Here is a 15,805-nt window from a genome sequence, read left to right on the forward strand (position 1 = left end):
CGGCGTACAGCCCTCGCCCGGCGACCGCGCCCCGAATCCCCGGTGAACACGCGGTGGCGGCTGCGGGGCGGATCAGGCCGTCGACCATCCGTGGTGGCAGCGCTTCGATGGGTCAGGTGCCGTCTCGGCCGAGCCGCTGATCCGGCGGGCGCCGCTGTGCCAGCGCCGCCGGCCCCGTCCCACCAGGCTTCGGCAGCAGGTGCCTTACCTGCTCCACCGAGCCGCCGCGAACACCCAGGCTCTCGCGGGCCGCCCGATAGAACCGGTCACGGCCCACATCCGCCCGGTGGACCATCCCGGGCACGTCCGTCGGCGAATCAGGAAGTGCCCGTGCCGCCGACTCGATGTCTCGCACCGCGTGCCGCCACTCGGCTGCGGCGCGTACGGTGGCCTCGTCGCCGAGCAGGAGCACCGCCTCCCAGGCCAGGGTGTGCCGCACATCGACCTCGGCCAGCCGGGTCACTCCCTCGTCCCGGTCCAGGGCCGGCCTCCTCGCCCCGGGACGATGCGCGCCGAGCATCTGGGTCGCCACCGCGTGGATCTCCTTGACCGCCTTGGTCAACTCGACGTACGCGTCGAGACGCCGCTCGTCCCACCGGACGGTCTGACTCCGGCGCCACCGGGTCCGCTCGTTCAGGCCGGTGGCGAGCATCGTGCCCGCGGTTCCGATCAGGACACCGAGCAGAGCTGGTAGTTGTGCCGTCAGACCGCTCACCACACCCACCGACCCTCACCCCGCCGATCCGCCGACGCGATCACGCTATCGCGAACCCGCGCGCCCTCAGGTACTGAGCGGCCAGCCTGACGAGACCTGCGGTGATTCCGCCGATGGCGGCGGGGGCCTGCGGCGCGATGGTCGATGTGGCACGTTTGCCGGATGAGCGTCGAGGAGATCCCGCTCGCCGGCGGGAACGTGACGGCGGGCGTGGTGCGGGTCGGGGACACCGTACGCCGGCGGGCCGGTCCCTGGACCCCGGCGGTGCACGCGCTGCTCGACCACCTCTGGTCGGTTGGTTTCCGGGGCGCGCCCCGGCCACTCGGCATCGACGGGAAGGGCCGGGAGGTGCTCACGTACGCGGCGGGTGAGGTGCCCTGGCCGCACCGGTTCGACCTGCTCGCACCGCTGGACCAGCTCGCCCGGGTGGGCCGGCTGGCGCGGGAGCTGCACGACGCGCTCGCGACGTTCACGCCGCCGCCCGACGCGCGATGGAACGCCCCGATCCCGGCCGACCGGGACGAGATGATCGTCCACCACGACCTCGCGCCGTGGAACCTGGTGATCGGGGACCGCTGGGTCGTCATCGACTGGGACAACGCCGGGCCCGGGTCACGGCTGTGGGATCTCGCCTACGCGGCGCACGGCTTCGTCCCACTGTCGGCGCATCATGACTGGCAGCGGGCGGACGCGGGGCAGCGTCTGCGCGCCTTCGTGGACGCGTACGGGTTGGACGAACGGCAGCGCCGCGACCTGGTGCCGTTGCTGACCGTCCGGACCCGGGCGATGCACGACTTCCTGCGTGATCAGGCCGCGCTCGGGGTCGAGCCGTGGGCGACGCACTGGCGGACCGGGCACGGCGACACGTGGCGCGCCGACGCCGACTACACCGAGCGCCACACCGACAAGTGGACGAGTGCCCTGCTGGACTGACGCCGCTGTCTACGGCTCGCGCATCCAGAGCTTCGGATCGTTCACGAACACGCCCTTGCCCTGATGCCGCCGGATAACCCGCAGGGCTTCGAGTCGGACGTAGACCTGCTTGACGGTCGACGGGCTGACCCCGTGCGTCGCGGCGAGTTGCGAGATCGAGGGCAGCTTGTCGCCCGGCTTGAGCCTCTTGGCTCTGATGTCGGCGACGATCTCGTCGGCGATCCGGATGTAGTCAGCGGTAATCGGCATGGCTCCCCCTGCGTGGCACGCCAATTCGATCACGCAACGACACCTCACAACAACTCGCTGTTTGACTCAGGTGACTAGGACAGCTAAGTTGAGAAGCGCCTCTCCCCTTGCGTGGCAACAAGGTGCAGGGGCTTCCCCCGGTCGGGACGGGTGCGCGTGCCCGTCCCGACCCACGAACCGCTCCCCTGGGTCTTTGAGTGCGTTTGTTGTCGCCAGGGCGACCAGAAACGCACCCAAAGGCGCGGACGCGACCGGGAAGGACCGACGTGACCGAGGTGTTTCGCTCCGGCCAGCTCTACGGAACCGGCCTACCGGCCCGGATGACTCCGCACGAGGCGCGGAACCGCGCGTTCGACAGGCGCCGCCGGGGCGTCGACGGCGATCAGGTACGCGCGTTCCAGACCGAGGTCGCCGACGAGCTGACCGACCTGTACCGGCAGATTCGCCGGCTGACTGTGGAGAACGAGCGGCTGAAGCGGGCCGTGCGCGACTGGCAGGCCATGCACGCCCGTGAGTGCCGTCCACCGAACCAGGGGCACTGGTAGCGGTGCTCCCACAACCGGGTGAGCTGCTCCGGATCGACGGCCGCGCCTCGGTGCAGTTCGGCGGCGACCGCGCGCTGACGTTCCGGGTCGTGTCGGTCGGCCCCGAGCTGACGCACCTCGGCTGGCTCTGGCTGGCCGGTTACGCCCTCGACCGTCGCGGCCTCGCCACCGCCAAGCGGGAGATCTTCGTCCAACTCGCCGGGCTGCGTCCCGCGGCGGCGCCGGTGCACGCCCGGCGGCCGGCTCAGTGCCGGGTCCAGGCGAACAGCGTGGCGGCATCGTCCTCGGTGGGGTTCAACTGCCGGGCCGGGAGATAGGCGGACAGGTCCCGGAAGTCGGCGGTGGCGTTGTGGACGCAGACCGTGAGCGCGCCGTCGAGCAGGTCACGGGCGGTCTGCGTACCGGGCGACGCCACGTCCTCCAGCACCGGTCTCCAGACGTCGAGCGCGAACACCACGTGGCAGGCGCTCCGGTCGGCCGTGACGACGCAGTAGTAGCGCCCGCCGTCGGCGAGCCGGTTCCTGATGTTCACCCATTCCATCGCCTCGGACGTGTCCGTCACGTCCGCGCCGGGAGCGCAGGCCATCCGGAACAGCCAGCGGGTCGGGTCCCCCGGCGCCACCGCGCCGTAGACGAGCACGAGCGCGCCGCCGTGGAAGATGACGAAGCCCTGCACGTCCGGGGTGTGGCTCAGGAAGTCCGGAGTCCAGACCCGGTCGTACCGCCGCTCGGCGAGGGACCTCAGGAACTCGATGGTCCGGCCGGCGGCCTGGCGAGCTTCCACGCCCATGCGGTCAGTCCCTTCCCGCGCCCGGCTCGGCGGACGTCGGCGTGTCGGCGCCGTTCACCGGTACGGCGAGCCAGCGGAACCGGCCGTTGCGTCCGGGGAGGTCGGTGAAGTCCTGCCAGCCGAGCCGGTAGTCGCCGGTGAGGTGGCGCCGGTTCGGCTGGAAGTAGCGTCCGTCGACGCCCCACTTGAGGATGCCGGCGAGTCGGCGGCCCTCGTGGAGCCGGAACTCGCGGTCCCGGGTCGGCCGGTCGACGGCGGGGGCCTGCCACAGCCCGTGGGCGTTCGTGAGCAGGAGGGCGAGGCCGTTCGTCCGCGCCGGGCCGGAGCGGACGAAGCGTTCCAGCCGTTCGATGTCGAAGACGAAGTTGCGCCGGGCCACGTCGGCGGCGGCGTGGCTGCGCAGGGCGTACTCCTCGTCGGTGTGCGGGTCGACGCCGTTGAACCGGGCGGTGAAGTACTTGAACTCGATCGCCGTTTGTCCGGCCGGGCCGTGGCAGCGCAGGTCCAGGTGTTCGTCCTGCTCCTGCCGCACCTCCAAGCGGACGCGGATGCCCGCGTCGAGGCGGCGCACCGCCCAGGCGAACGCGTGCTGGAAGTCGGCCTCGGAGTGGAACAGGGACCGCTCGGTGCGCAGCTCCGCCATGACGCTCGTGACCGGTACGGCTCCGGCGATCAGCATGCACACCCCACAGTGACGACCGCAGCCGCCGGCGGCGCCCTACCGGCCGACGGGTTGCGGAGCCTCACGCTACGAACCGCGACCTAGCGGAATCAAGACATCACCCTCCGATGGGGCTCCGGTTTGGACGGTTGGTCCCGTGGACGGGACCGACCGCGTGAGAACGCTAACAGACTCGCCACCGAGTCCCGCCGATCGGACTACGCGACACGTCGTCCGATCGGCCGGCCGCGCGGCTGACCGCTCCGGGCGGCTTCCGTTGTTAGTTTGGGAGCGCGGATCGCCGCGCGCGACGACCCGTACACCCCTCACCCGACCGGGCCGGAGCCGCGACGCCCCGGCGGACGGCTGCCGCCCGGCGCAGAGGGGGTGTGATGACCGCGAACCCGCAGGACCCGGACCCGGGCGGACGGCGACCGCGTTGGGTCGGCCTGGCCCGGACGGCCGGCGACGCGGCACGTGTACGGGCGCGGCGGTTCTGGGCCGGCGCGCAGCCCACGCTGCGGCAACTGTGGTGGACCGAGGAGCCGGTCATGCCGGTGACCACTGTCGACAGGCGGTTTCCGGGGCCGCTTGAGGTGCCGGCGCAGGGCCAGGTCTACGTGTTCGAGGTGCGGGCCACCTACACCTGGTCCTCCGGGACCGCGCGGCCGGAGCTGTTCGGCTGGTACGTCGACTACTTCCAGCCGCAGGCGACGCAGCGGCTGCGCCGCCTGGCGGTCCGCTGCGCGCTGACGGTGCCGCCACACCGCCCGCACGAGCTGCACGCCGCGCTGAGCGCGGCGCTGGCCTCCGAGGACCCGCCGCCGTGGACGTACGCGCACGGGGCGGTGACGTTCGCCTGCGAGCCGGACGTCACGGTGCACCTGGACGAGCGGGTCCGCCGGCTGCTCCAGCCGTACTGGGAGCAGCGCATCGCGCTGGAGTGCGAGCGCGACCTGACCCGCCGCCGTGCCGAGTACGCGCAGGAGCACAGCCGACGCGACCCGGCGCGCCCGCGCCCGCCCGACACGAGCCCCGGGAGGGGGTGATCATGAGGGTGGCGGCAAGAACAGAGATCAACACCGCCGCCAACTTCATGATCACGGCATCAGGGGGTGGGGGTCAGCCGAGGAGGGTGGCGTAGCGGCCCTGGTGGTCGAGGAGGGTGTGGTGGGTGCCGGACTCGACGATCCGGCCGTGGTCGAGCACGGCGATCCGGTCGGCGTCGCGGACCGTGGAGAGGCGGTGCGCGATGGTCACCACGGTGCGGCCCCGGGCCAGCTCGTCAAGCGCCCGCTGCACCGCGCGTTCGGTCTCGGTGTCAAGCGCGCTCGTCGCCTCGTCGAGGACCAGGATCCGCGGATCGCGCAGCAGCGTCCGGGCGATGGCCAGGCGCTGCTGCTCGCCGCCGGAGAAGCGGTGGCCCCGGGAGCCGACCATGGTGTCGTACCCGTCGGGCAGCGCGGCGATCAGGTCGTGGATCCGGGCGGCGCGGGCGGCGGCCTCGAGGTCGGCGTCGGTGGCGTCCGGCCGGGCGTACCGCAGGTTGTCGCGCACGGTGGCGTGCAGCAGGTAGGTCTCCTGGCTGACCACGCCCACGACGGCGGCCAGGTCGGCCAGGCGCATGTCGCGCAGGTCGACGCCGTCGACGGTGATCCGGCCGGCGTCCGGATCGTGCAGCCGGCTGATCAGCGCGGCGAGTGTGCTCTTGCCGGAGCCGGTCTCCCCCACCAGGGCCAGGCTGGTGCCGGCCGGGACGTCCAGGCTGACGCCGGCCAGGGCGGCGGTGTCGCTGCCCGGGTAGCTGAAGGTGACATCCTCGACGCGCAGGTGGCCGCGGACCGTGGCCGGGTCGAGCGACGCCGGGCGGGCCGGCTCGGCGACCTCCACCGGCAGGTCGAGGTATTCGAAGATGCGGGCGAAGAGCGCGAGCGAGGCGGTGAGCGTGACGCCCACGTTGAGCAGGCCCATCAGCGGGCGGAACAGGTTGCCCTGGAGCGCGGTGAAGGCGACGAGCGTGCCGATGGTGAGCGTGCCGGCGGTGCCGGGCAGGCCGGCGCCCAGGTAGATCACCGCGGGGATGGCGGCGAAGACGACGGTCATGGCGGCCATCCGCCAGCGGCCGGCCAGTTCGGAGCGCAGCTCCAGGTCGACCAGGCGGGCCGAGGACGCGGTGAACCGGTCGACGAGCGCCGCGCCGGTGCCGAGCGTCTTGGCCAGCCGTACGCCGCTCACCGACAGCCCCTCCTCGATGGTGACGGTGAGGTCGGCCAGTTCGCGTTGGCGGCGCGCGGTGATCTCCCGGCGCAGCCGGGCGACCCGGCGGGTGAGCCAGAGCGCGGGCGGTAGCACGACAAGCGAGACGAGCGTGAGTCGCCAGCTCAGCGCCACCATGGCGACGGTGGTGGCGACGACCGTGGTGAGGTTCGCGGCGATCGAGGTGGCGGTGGAGGTGACCACCGACTGCATGCCGCCGATGTCGTTGGTGATGCGCGACTGCACCTCGCCGGTGCGGGTGCGCACGAAGAAGCCGATCGACTGCCGCTGGAGGTGGGCGAAGACGTCGGTGCGCAGGCGGTGCATGACCTCCTGGCCGACCCGGGTGGAGATCCAGGTCTGGGCGACGCCGAGCACGGCGGTCACGGCGGCCACCGCGATCATGGCCGCGACCAGCCAGGCCAGCAGCGTCAGGTCACGCTCGGGCAGGGCCCGGTCGATCACGGTACGCAGGAGGAACGGCGAGGCCATCGCGATGATCGAGGACGCCACGATGATCGCCACCACGGCGGCGAGCGGGCGACGGTGGGCGGTGAAGAGGCCACCGATGCGGCGTAGCGACACGTCGCGGGCCTGGGCCTTCTCGGCGGGGGACACGGTTCGGCCGCCACCGCGGCCGTCGGGGATGTGATCCAAGGGGGTTCTCCTCTGTCGGTTAATGCTGAGGTTACCTCATCATGAGGGAACAACAGGACCGACTGCTACCGTATTCCCGTGACCGGCAGCGACGAGGAGAGCCTGGCCGAGACGTTCTGGGCGGTGACCCGGCGGCTGCGCCACCAGACCAAGCGCGCGCTGGAGCCGTGGGAGATCAGCCCCGGGCAGGCGCGGGCGCTCGGCGTGCTCATGCGGCACGGCGCGTTGCGGCCCGGCGCGCTCGCCGAACACCTGCGCATCGCGCCCCGCTCGGCCACCGAGGTGGTCGACGGCCTCCAGGAACGTGGCCTGGTCGAGCGGCGGCCCGACCCCGGCGACCGGCGGGCCACGCTCGTCGCCCCCACCGCCGAGGGCGACCGGGTCGGCGCCGCCATCCAGGCCGCCCGGGCCACCGAGGCGGAGCGGTTCTTCGCCGCCCTCGACCCCGGTGACCAGGCAGAACTGAGCCGGATCCTGCGCCGGCTACGTGACGGGTAGGGCGCTCAGTCGACGCCCGGGACCGGCACCCGCACGGTCATCACGTTGCCGGTCCGCGGCCCGCCGGCCAACGCCGCCGGATCCCACCGCATGGTGAGCATGTGCAGCGTGCGCCCGTCCGGACCGCCGAGCGCGGTGGCGAAACAGCCCTGGTCCAACTCGATCCGGTCCAGCACCTCGCCGCCCTCGGCCACCCGCACGGCGCACTCGTTCGGCACATCGCCGTACCAGACCGCGCCGGAGGCGTCGAGGCAGATGCCGTCCGGCGCGGAGTCGGCCACCGCCGCCCAGACCCGCCGCCCGCCGAGCGACCCGTCGGCGGCGACGTCGAACGCGGTGAGCTGCCCCGCGTACGACTCGGCGACGATGAGCGTCCGCCCGTCCGGGGTGAGCGCCATGCCGTTCGGGAAGGCCAGGTCGCCGGCGACCAGCCGGGCCTCGCCGTCCGGCGTGATCAGGGCCACCGAGCCGGGCGCGAACGTCCCGCCCGGGAAGTCGAACCCGATCGTGTTGGCGTAGGCGTTGCCCCGCGCGTCGACCACCACCTCGTTCCACGGGTACGGGGCCAGGGCGGCCAGGTCGGCGTGGAGGGTCAGGGCGCCGTCGGGCTCCCGGCGCAGCAGCCGCCCGTCCCGGCCGGCGACCACGAGCAGCCGCCCGTCGGGCAGCCGGTCGAAGCAGATCGGCAGGCCGTCGACCTTGACCACCACCTCGGTGTGCCCGTCGGCGTCCACGGTCAGCACCTCCCCGGCGCCCCAGTCGGCCAGCCAGAGCCGGCCGTCGAGCCAGCGGGGCGACTCCCCGAACGCCAGGCCGTCGACAAGTAGTTCCGGTGTGTTCACGTGCTCTCCTTCGATTGGTCGCGACGGCGGCGCAGGAATTCCCGCTCCGCCTCGTTCTCGGTGCCGGCAATCGCCGCGTCGTACGCCGCACGCGCCTCGACCGGCCGGTCCAGGCGGCGCAGCAGGTCGGCCCGGACGGCGTGCCACGGGTGGTAGCCGCGCAGGTCCAACCGGTTCACCTCGACCAGCGCGGCGGCCGGTCCGCGTACCTCGGCCAGCGCGACCGCCCGGTTCAGCGCCACCACCGGCCCCGGCGCGCAGGTCATCAGTTGGTCGTAGAGGGCGAGGATCTGGGCCCAGTCGGTGGCCTCGGCGGTGGCCGCGTCGACGTGCACCGCGTTGATCGCCGCCTGGATCTGGTACGGGCCGGGCCGGTTGCGCCGCAGGCAGCGGCGCACGAGGTCCTGCCCCTCGGCGACCAGCGCCCGGTCCCACCGGCCCCGGTCCTGCTCGGGCAGCGACACCGCCACCTGGTCCGGCCCGGTCCGGGCGGCCCGCCGTGCTTCCGTAAGCAGCATCAGCGCGAGCAGACCGAGCGCCTCCGGCTCGTCCGGCATCAACGCCACCAGCAGGCGGCCCAGCCGGATCGCCTCGGCGCCCAGCTCGACCCGACCCAGCCGCTGCCCCGCGCTTGCCGTGTGCCCCTCGTTGAAGATCAGGTAGACCACGGCAAGCACGCCGCGCAACCGGTCCGGCAGGTCGGCGTCGCGGGGCACCCGGTACGGGATCCCGGCGTCCCGGATCTTCGCCTTGGCGCGGACCAGGCGTTGCGCCATGGTCCGCTCCGGCACCAGGAAGGCGCGGGCGATCTCGGCGGTGCTCAACCCGCCGAGCAGGCGCAGCGTCAACGCCACCCGGGCGTTCGCGCCGAGTGCCGGGTGGCAGCAGGTGAAGATCAGGCGCAACCGGTCGTCGGGCACGGGCCCCTCCTCGGCGGGCGGGTCGGCGGCATACAGCAGGGCAGCCTCGGCGTGCCGGGCGGCCCGGCTGGACTCGCGGCGCAGCCGGTCGATCGCCCGGTTCCGGGCGGTGGTGACGATCCAGCCGGCCGGGCTGGGCGGCGGGCCGTCGGCGGCCCAGCGGCGTACCGCGACCGCGAACGCCTCCTGGACCGCCTCCTCGGCGAGGTCGATGTCGCCGAGGAAGCGGACCAGGGTGGCGACCACGCGGCCGTACTCGGTGCGGAAGACCCGTTCGACCTCGGTCATCCCTCGCCCTGGAACGGGCGCACCTCGATCGGCAGCGTGGTGGCACGGGCGTAGCGGCGGCCCCAGTCCAGCGCGGCGTCCAGGTCGGGGGCGCGGATGATGGTGACGCCACCCAGGTATTCCTTGCCCTCGACGAACGGCCCGTCGGTGACCAGCACCTCGTCACCGGCCGGGCGCAGCACGGTGGCGGTCTCCGGCGCGTGCAGCCCGTCGCCGAACACCCAGCATCCGGCCTCCCGCAGGTCCCGGCCGATGGCCTCGACCTCGCGCATCACCCCGGCCAGGAACTCCGGGTCCGGCCGGCCCACGCCGGTCGGCTGGTACATGCTGATCAGGTACTGCTTCACGGGTTCCTCCTCGTCGCCCCCGGCGCCCCCCGGCGCCGCCCTCCACCTTCACACGAACGGCGGACGCCGGTTTCGACACGCCGGACGGACGGGATTTCGGTGGGGATCGGGGTATGCCGGGCCGTGCGCGGTGGCCGGGTGATCGTGGTGGGGGCGGGTTTCTCCGGACTCGCCTGCGCGCTCGCGCTGCACGCCGCCGACGTCGACGTGCTGCTCGTGGAGGCCCGGGACCGGGTGGGCGGCCGGACGCTGAGCCGCCCGCTGCCCACCGGCGGCTGGCTCGACCTCGGCGCGCAGTGGATCGGCCCCACCCAGGACCGGATGTACGCGCTCGTCGCCGCGTACGGCCTGGCGACCTTCCCGTCCCCGGCGCACGGCGCGCCGACGTTGCTGCTGGACGGGCGGCCGGCCACCGCGCCGCCGGCCGGCCTGGCCGGGCTGCTCGGCACGCTCGACGAGCTGGCGGCCGGGCTCGACCCGGCCGCGCCGTGGCGGGCCGCCGGGGCGGCGGAGTGGGACCGGACCACGCTCGGCGGCTGGCTCGCCGCGACGGCGCCCGACCCGGTCACCGCCCGCTACGCCGGCCGTCTGCTCGCCGGTGGGCTGCTGGCCGTCTCGCCGGACGAGGTGTCGCTGCTGCACCTGCTCTTCTACCTGCGCAGCGGCGGCGGCGCCGGCTTGCTGCTCGGCATGGCCGGCGGCGCCCAGCAGGACCGGATCGTCGGCGGACCGGCCGCGCTGGCGCAGCGGATGGCCGACGCGCTGCCGCCCGGGCGGCTACGCCTCGACGCCCCGGTCGACGCCGTCGCGCAGGGCCGCGACGGCGTGCGGGTCCGGGCCGGCGACGAGACGCACCGGGGCGACGCGGTGGTGGTCGCGCTCGCGCCGGCCCTGGCCGGCCGGATCCGGTACGACCCGCCGCTGCCGGCGCTGCGCGACGGCCTGACGCAGCGGATGCCGATGGGCGCCGCGCTGAAGGTGCACGCGCTCTATCCGGAGCCGTTCTGGCGCGCCGCCGGCCGCTCCGGGGTGGCCACCACGGACCTCGGACCGCTCACCGAGACGGTGGACAACTCGCTGCCCGAGCGGCCGGGCGGCGTGCTCACCGCGTTCAGCTACGGCACGCGGGCCCGGGCGTTGCGTCGGCTGTCGGCGGCGGCGCGCCGATCCGCGCTGCGGGACGCGCTCGTCGCTCTCTTCGGCCCGGCCGCCGCCGACCCCGAGGACCTGATCGAGTACGACTGGTCGGCCGATCCGTGGACCCGGGGCTGCTTCGGCGGCGTCCTGACGCCCGGCTCGTGGCGCGACTTCGGCCCGGAGCTGCGGGCCCCGGTGGGCCGGGTGCACTGGGCCGGGACGGAGACCGCGACCCGGTGGAGCGGCTATCTGGAGGGCGCGGTGACGGCCGGCGAGCGCGCCGCGGCCGAGGTGCTCGCCGCGCTCGGCTGAGCCCCCAAATTCAGAGAGAATCTTCGATACGTCTATTGAAAAGTTTCTCCGTCCTGTGCCCTAATGTCGACAGTTCCTTTCGTCACACTCCCGCCGCCGGCAGGCGGCAACCCCCCAGGGAGGAAAGATGCACCGTCTCCTGCGAACGGCGCTGCGCACCACAGGCGCCGCCGTCCTCGCCACCGTCACCGCCGCCGCGGCGGCCCTGATCGGCGCGGCCCCCGCCCACGCCGCCCCGGCCGGCCTGCCCGGCATGGATGTCTCCAGCTACCAGGGCAACGTGAACTGGTCCGCCGCCTGGGCCAACGGCGCGCGGTTCGCCTACGTCAAGGCGACCGAGGGCACGTACTACACCAACGCCTATTTCGCCCAGCAGTACAACGGCTCCTACAACGTCGGGATGATCCGCGGGGCCTACCACTTCGCCCGCCCCGACACCACCACCGGCGCCACCCAGGCCAACTACTTCGTCGACCACGGCGGCGGCTGGTCCAAGGACGGCAGGACATTGCCCGGCGCGCTGGACATCGAGTACAACCCGTACGGCGCCACCTGCTACGGGCTGAGCCAGGCGTCCATGCGGAGCTGGATCGCCTCGTTCGTCGACCAGTACCACGCCCGCACCGGCCGGTGGGCCACCATCTACACCACCACCGACTGGTGGAGCACCTGCACCGGCAACACGTCGCAGTTCGCGGCGAGCAATCCACTGTGGATCGCCCGCTACGCCAGCGGCGTCGGCACGCTGCCGGCCGGCTGGGGCACGTACTCCTTCTGGCAGTGGTCCTCCTCCGGCACCTTCCCCGGCGACCAGAACGTCTGGAACGGCACCCTGGACCGGCTCCGGGTGCTGGCCTGCAACGGCGCCTGCTGACCCACCCCGGCGGGGCGGGCCGTGACCGCCCGTCCCGCCGCCGTGTCCGTACCCACGAGGAGGCCCCGATGTCCGTTCCACTCCCCCGGCGGGCCGTGCTGCGCGGCGCGGTCCTGCTCGGCGCCGGCGCGCTCGCCCCTGCCGGCGGCGGTCCGGCGGCGCGGGCCGCCGCGGCCCGGGTCGACCAGCCGACCATCGCCAACTGCGCGACCTGGGGCGCCCGCCCGCCCTCGTCGCCGGTGAGCGTGGTGTCCAGCCGCCCCAACAAGATCATCATTCATCACACCGCGTTCCCGAACACGACCGACTACAGCCTCGCCCAGGCCTACCGGAACTCCCGCGACATCCAGGACCTGCACATGGACTCCAACGGGTGGCTCGACTCCGGCCAGCACTTCACCAACAGCCGGGGCGGCCACCTGACCGAGGGCCGGCACGGCAGCCTGTACGGGCTGCTGCACGGGCAGAGCATGGTGCAGGGCGCGCACTGCGTCGGGCAGAACAGCCAGGCCATCGGCATCGAGAACGACGGCATCTACCTCGACGTCCAGCCGCCGCAGGCGCTCTGGGACAGCCTGGTCTGGTTCTGCGCGTTCACCTGTCAGCAGTACGGCATCGCACCCACCGAGATCTACGGCCATCGCGACTTCGCCTCGACACAGTGCCCCGGCCTGCTGCACGACCGGCTGCCCGAGCTACGGCGTACCGTCGCCACCCGCCTCGGCGGCTGAGGTGTAAGGCGGGGCCCCCGCTTAACGCATTCGGTAGAGGAAGGTGCCCCGCTTAACACCACGGGCCCGGCGCCGCCGGGTGGGCCGCCACCAGTTGGCCCGGCCGAGCAGTGCCATGGTGGCCGGCACCAGCAGTCCGCGGACCACTGTGGCGTCGACCGCGACCGCGACCGCCATGCCGAGGCCGAACATCTTGATCACCGGATCGTCCTGGAGCACGAACCCGGCGAAGACCGTCACCATGATCAGCGCGGCCGAGGTGATCACCTGGCCGGTGCCGGCCAGCCCCTCCCGGACCGCCACCCGGTTGTCGCCGGTGGCCTGCCAGGACTCCTGCACGGCGGTCAGCAGGAACACCTCGTAGTCCATGGAGAGCCCGAAGAGCAGCGCGAACAGCATCATCGGCAGGTAGCTCTCCACCGGCACCGGGCCGGACAGCCCGGTCAGCCCGGCGCCCCAGCCCCAGGCGAAGACCGCGGTCAGCACGCCGTACGCGGCCCCGATCGACACCAGGTTCATCACCGCCGCCTTGACCGCGACGACAGGCGCCCGGAACGCCGCGTACAGCAGCACCGTGGCCAACCCGACCACCACCGCGATGACCAGGGGCATCCGCTCCCCCACCCGGTCGGCCAGGTCGACCCGGGTGGCGGTCACGCCGCCCACGTGCACGGTCGCCCCGGGCGGGCCGACGGTCCGCAGCGTACGCACAAGCGCGGCGGTCGCCGGATCACTCGGCGCGGTCCGGGGGTACGCGGTAAGCACCACGACCCGCCCGTCGTCGACGAGTCGGACCGGGGCGACCCGGGCGACGCCGGCCGAGCCGGCCACCCGGGCGGACAGCTCGCTCACCCGGGCGTCGGCGCCGGACCCGGCCGGCGGCTCCATCTCGGCGACCACTGTCAACGGCCCGTTCACGCCCGGCCCGAACCCGGCCGCCAGGCGGTCGTAGCTGGTCCGGCCGGCCGTGCCGATCGGGCTGTCCCCCGGGTCGACCTGACCCAGCCGCAGGTCGAGGGCGGGCGCGGCGAGCACGCCGAGCAGCAGCAGCGCGAGGATCGCCCAGCGCCACGGCCGGCGGGTGACGCGGTCCGCCTGCCGAGCCCAACCGGTCATCCGCCGCTCCCCGCTGCCGGTCGCGGCGGCGGGGCCGGTCGCGGCGGCGGGGCCGGTCGCGGCGGCGGGGCCGGTCGCGGCGGCGGGGCCGGTCGCGGCGGCGGGGCCGGTCGCGGCGGTGAGCGGTGCCGGGGCCGGGCGCCGGCGGCGGATCCGCAGCCGGTCGAGCCGGTGCCCGAGCAGGGCCAGCAACGCCGGCAACAGGGTCACCGCGCCGGCCACCGCGACCACCACCACCAGGCCGGTGGTCCAGCCGAGCGTGCCGAGGATCGGTACGCCGGCCACCGCCAGCCCGCCGAGGGCGACCACCACGGTCCCGCCGGCGAACACGACCGCGCTGCCTGAGCCGGCGACGCTGCGGGCCACCGCCTCGGGCACCGGCACCCCCTCGGCCAGCAACCGGCGGTGCCGGGTGACCAGGAACAGCGCGTAGTCGATGCCGACGCCGAGACCGACCATGGTGGCAAGCGTCCCGGCCACCGACGGAACCGCCACCAGATGCCCGGTCAACCCCACCGCGCTCACCGCGCACGCGAGCGTGACGAGCGCGGTGACAAGTGGCACCGCCGCGGCGACCAGGCCACCGAAGGCGAGCAGCAGCACCAGCGCGGCGACCGCCAGGCCGAGCAGCTCGCTGTCGCGGGAACCGCCGCGTTCGGCCGCCGAGGCGAGCACCCCACCGGGGGTGACCTCGATGCCGGCCGCTCCGGCGGGCGCCGCCGCGTCCGTGACCGCGCGGGCGAGCGCCTTGTCCACCTGCCGCGGCGACACGTCGAGCCGTACGGTCAGCCAGCCGGTGCGCCCGTCCGGGCTGAGCGTGCCCGCGGCGGCGCTCACCCCGTCCACGCCTGTCACATGGGGCACCTCGGCGACCTCCCGGGTCACCCGCGCGAGCGCGTCCTGCCGGGCCGGGTCGTCGAGCCGGCCGCCGTCGGCGTACAGCACGAGCTGGCCGTCCGTGCCGTCGCCCGACCCGGCCCGGTCGAGCAGGTCCCGGGCCTGCTGGGCGTCGCTGCCGGGCAGCGCCACGTCGTTGTCGACCGGCCGCCCGAGAACCGCCGCGGCGCCGACAAGCGCGACGGCGAGGAGCAGCCATCCCGCCAGCACCGTCCGGGGGCGGCGGGCGCAGAACCGGCCCAGCCCGCCCAGGGCGCGGTGCACAAGGCTTCCGTCGTCGACCCGCATCATGCTCCTCCACAGCGCGCGCCGGACCGGCCACCGGCCGCCGGCAGGGTGAGATCGTGCCCCTCGATCCGGACGAGGAGGCCGTCGGCGGTGGCCGTCACCGACCGGTAGGACAGGCCGGCCGGCAGAGCCGGCAGGTCACGCCCCAGGTCGGGTCCTCCGCCGAGCCGGTCGAGCAGCTTGTCGGCCGGACGTCGGATCCCGAACACCTCCACCTCGTTCGGGGTGAGGGTGAGCCGCCCGCCGGTCAGCGCCGGGCGGACCAGCAGGGTGACCGGCACGGTCGACATCTGCGTCTCGATGCCGAGCAACCCGTCGGCGTAGCGGTAGCGCAGCGTCCGTCCCGCCGCCTCGGTGGGCAGCGCCTCGTAGCCGACGAGCACCGCCACCGACGCGGCGCCGATCCGCGCCGGCCCGTCACCGGACCGGACGTTCCGCAGGTCGGCGTCGGCCCGGGCGACCCGCAGGCCACCGGCCCGGGCGTCGGTCACGCCGACCCGGAGCCGGTCCAGCCGGCCGCCGAGCACCTGCGGCAGCACCGGGAAACCGGACAGCTCCACCGAGGGCCGGGGCACTCCGGCCGCACAGGCGAGCCGGTCGGCGAGCCGCCCGGCGACGAGCCGGGCCGTCACCCGGTCGGCGACCACCGCCGCCACGACGAGGAACAGGACCGCCACCCCGGCCAGCAGCCGACGGCGGGTGAGTTTTCGCATGGCGCGAGCACACCAGCGCCGGCTGGGCGTCCGACC

At 74.1% G+C, this 15,805-nt stretch carries 18 protein-coding genes; 8 read left to right on the plus strand and 10 right to left on the minus strand.

What is annotated here, in order from left to right:
• Positions 1–112: 112 nt before the first annotated feature.
• Positions 113–715: a hypothetical protein gene (locus tag SM450_RS11040; protein WP_474619606.1), complete on the minus strand. Its 603-nt coding sequence runs from the start codon at positions 713–715 to the stop codon at positions 113–115.
• Between the two features lie 162 nt (positions 716–877).
• Here SM450_RS11040 and SM450_RS11045 point away from each other — a divergent pair, with 162 nt between their 5' ends.
• Positions 878–1,648, plus strand: coding sequence for a phosphotransferase enzyme family protein (locus tag SM450_RS11045; RefSeq protein ID WP_474619607.1), 771 nt, complete (start codon positions 878–880; stop codon positions 1,646–1,648).
• Between the two features lie 9 nt (positions 1,649–1,657).
• Here the strand turns inward: SM450_RS11045 and SM450_RS11050 are convergent, their stop codons facing one another.
• Positions 1,658–1,897, minus strand: coding sequence for a winged helix-turn-helix domain-containing protein (locus tag SM450_RS11050; protein WP_474619653.1), 240 nt, complete (start codon positions 1,895–1,897; stop codon positions 1,658–1,660).
• 266 nt (positions 1,898–2,163) lie between these two features.
• Here SM450_RS11050 and SM450_RS11055 point away from each other — a divergent pair, with 266 nt between their 5' ends.
• Both SM450_RS11055 and SM450_RS11060 read left to right on the plus strand, forming a co-directional pair.
• Positions 2,164–2,442 (plus strand): DivIVA domain-containing protein, encoded by a 279-nt coding sequence (locus SM450_RS11055; RefSeq protein WP_474619608.1) that lies wholly within the window; start codon positions 2,164–2,166, stop codon positions 2,440–2,442.
• 2 nt (positions 2,443–2,444) lie between these two features.
• The gene (locus SM450_RS11060; RefSeq protein ID WP_474619609.1) at positions 2,445–2,759 is read left to right on the plus strand and encodes a hypothetical protein; all 315 of its coding nucleotides are present in this window, start codon (positions 2,445–2,447) and stop codon (positions 2,757–2,759) included.
• On the opposite strand, the gene SM450_RS11065 is transcribed toward SM450_RS11060, so the two are convergent.
• Complete coding sequence (locus SM450_RS11065) at positions 2,687–3,232, minus strand: hypothetical protein (protein ID WP_474619610.1); 546 nt, start codon at positions 3,230–3,232, stop codon at positions 2,687–2,689. The genes SM450_RS11060 and SM450_RS11065 overlap by 73 nt on opposite strands.
• A gap of 4 nt (positions 3,233–3,236) precedes the next feature.
• The gene (locus tag SM450_RS11070; RefSeq protein WP_474619611.1) at positions 3,237–3,911 is read right to left on the minus strand and encodes a hypothetical protein; all 675 of its coding nucleotides are present in this window, start codon (positions 3,909–3,911) and stop codon (positions 3,237–3,239) included.
• A 374-nt stretch (positions 3,912–4,285) separates the two neighbouring features.
• Here SM450_RS11070 and SM450_RS11075 point away from each other — a divergent pair, with 374 nt between their 5' ends.
• The gene (locus SM450_RS11075) at positions 4,286–4,942 is read left to right on the plus strand and encodes a hypothetical protein (RefSeq protein ID WP_474619612.1); all 657 of its coding nucleotides are present in this window, start codon (positions 4,286–4,288) and stop codon (positions 4,940–4,942) included.
• Between the two features lie 73 nt (positions 4,943–5,015).
• Here the strand turns inward: SM450_RS11075 and SM450_RS11080 are convergent, their stop codons facing one another.
• Complete coding sequence (locus SM450_RS11080; RefSeq protein ID WP_474619613.1) at positions 5,016–6,806, minus strand: ABC transporter ATP-binding protein; 1,791 nt, start codon at positions 6,804–6,806, stop codon at positions 5,016–5,018.
• 78 nt (positions 6,807–6,884) lie between these two features.
• Between SM450_RS11080 and SM450_RS11085 the strand changes: the two genes are divergently transcribed.
• Positions 6,885–7,304, plus strand: a complete 420-nt coding sequence (locus SM450_RS11085; protein WP_474619614.1) for a MarR family winged helix-turn-helix transcriptional regulator — start codon at positions 6,885–6,887, stop codon at positions 7,302–7,304.
• A 5-nt stretch (positions 7,305–7,309) separates the two neighbouring features.
• Here SM450_RS11085 and SM450_RS11090 read toward each other — a convergent pair whose 3' ends face one another.
• From SM450_RS11090 to SM450_RS11100, 3 genes are read right to left on the minus strand one after another with little or no spacing between them, the layout of a single operon-like run.
• Positions 7,310–8,146, minus strand: a complete 837-nt coding sequence (locus SM450_RS11090; protein WP_474619615.1) for an SMP-30/gluconolactonase/LRE family protein — start codon at positions 8,144–8,146, stop codon at positions 7,310–7,312.
• A complete protein-coding gene (locus tag SM450_RS11095) occupies positions 8,143–9,354 on the minus strand; it encodes an RNA polymerase sigma factor (protein ID WP_474619616.1) in 1,212 nt (403 codons plus the stop codon). The genes SM450_RS11090 and SM450_RS11095 overlap by 4 nt, the downstream gene beginning before the upstream one ends.
• Positions 9,351–9,701, minus strand: a complete 351-nt coding sequence (locus SM450_RS11100) for a YciI family protein (protein WP_474619617.1) — start codon at positions 9,699–9,701, stop codon at positions 9,351–9,353. The genes SM450_RS11095 and SM450_RS11100 overlap by 4 nt, the downstream gene beginning before the upstream one ends.
• Between SM450_RS11100 and SM450_RS11105 the strand changes: the two genes are divergently transcribed.
• From SM450_RS11105 to SM450_RS11115, 3 genes are all read left to right on the plus strand, one after another.
• The gene (locus SM450_RS11105; RefSeq protein WP_474619654.1) at positions 9,693–11,150 is read left to right on the plus strand and encodes a flavin monoamine oxidase family protein; all 1,458 of its coding nucleotides are present in this window, start codon (positions 9,693–9,695) and stop codon (positions 11,148–11,150) included. The two genes, SM450_RS11100 and SM450_RS11105, sit on opposite strands and share 9 nt — an antisense overlap.
• Before the next feature lie 127 nt (positions 11,151–11,277).
• The gene (locus SM450_RS11110) at positions 11,278–12,024 is read left to right on the plus strand and encodes a lysozyme (RefSeq protein ID WP_474619618.1); all 747 of its coding nucleotides are present in this window, start codon (positions 11,278–11,280) and stop codon (positions 12,022–12,024) included.
• A gap of 68 nt (positions 12,025–12,092) precedes the next feature.
• Positions 12,093–12,755, plus strand: coding sequence for a peptidoglycan recognition protein family protein (locus SM450_RS11115; RefSeq protein ID WP_474619619.1), 663 nt, complete (start codon positions 12,093–12,095; stop codon positions 12,753–12,755).
• A 21-nt stretch (positions 12,756–12,776) separates the two neighbouring features.
• On the opposite strand, the gene SM450_RS11120 is transcribed toward SM450_RS11115, so the two are convergent.
• Entirely contained in the window at positions 12,777–15,056 is a 2,280-nt protein-coding gene (locus SM450_RS11120; RefSeq protein WP_474619620.1) for an MMPL family transporter, read from the minus strand.
• Positions 15,056–15,769, minus strand: a complete 714-nt coding sequence (locus SM450_RS11125; protein WP_474619621.1) for an LmeA family phospholipid-binding protein — start codon at positions 15,767–15,769, stop codon at positions 15,056–15,058. Before SM450_RS11125 ends, SM450_RS11120 begins: the two co-directional genes overlap by 1 nt.
• Between the last annotated feature and the right edge of the window lie 36 nt (positions 15,770–15,805).

Source organism: Micromonospora marincola (assembly GCF_056150385.1).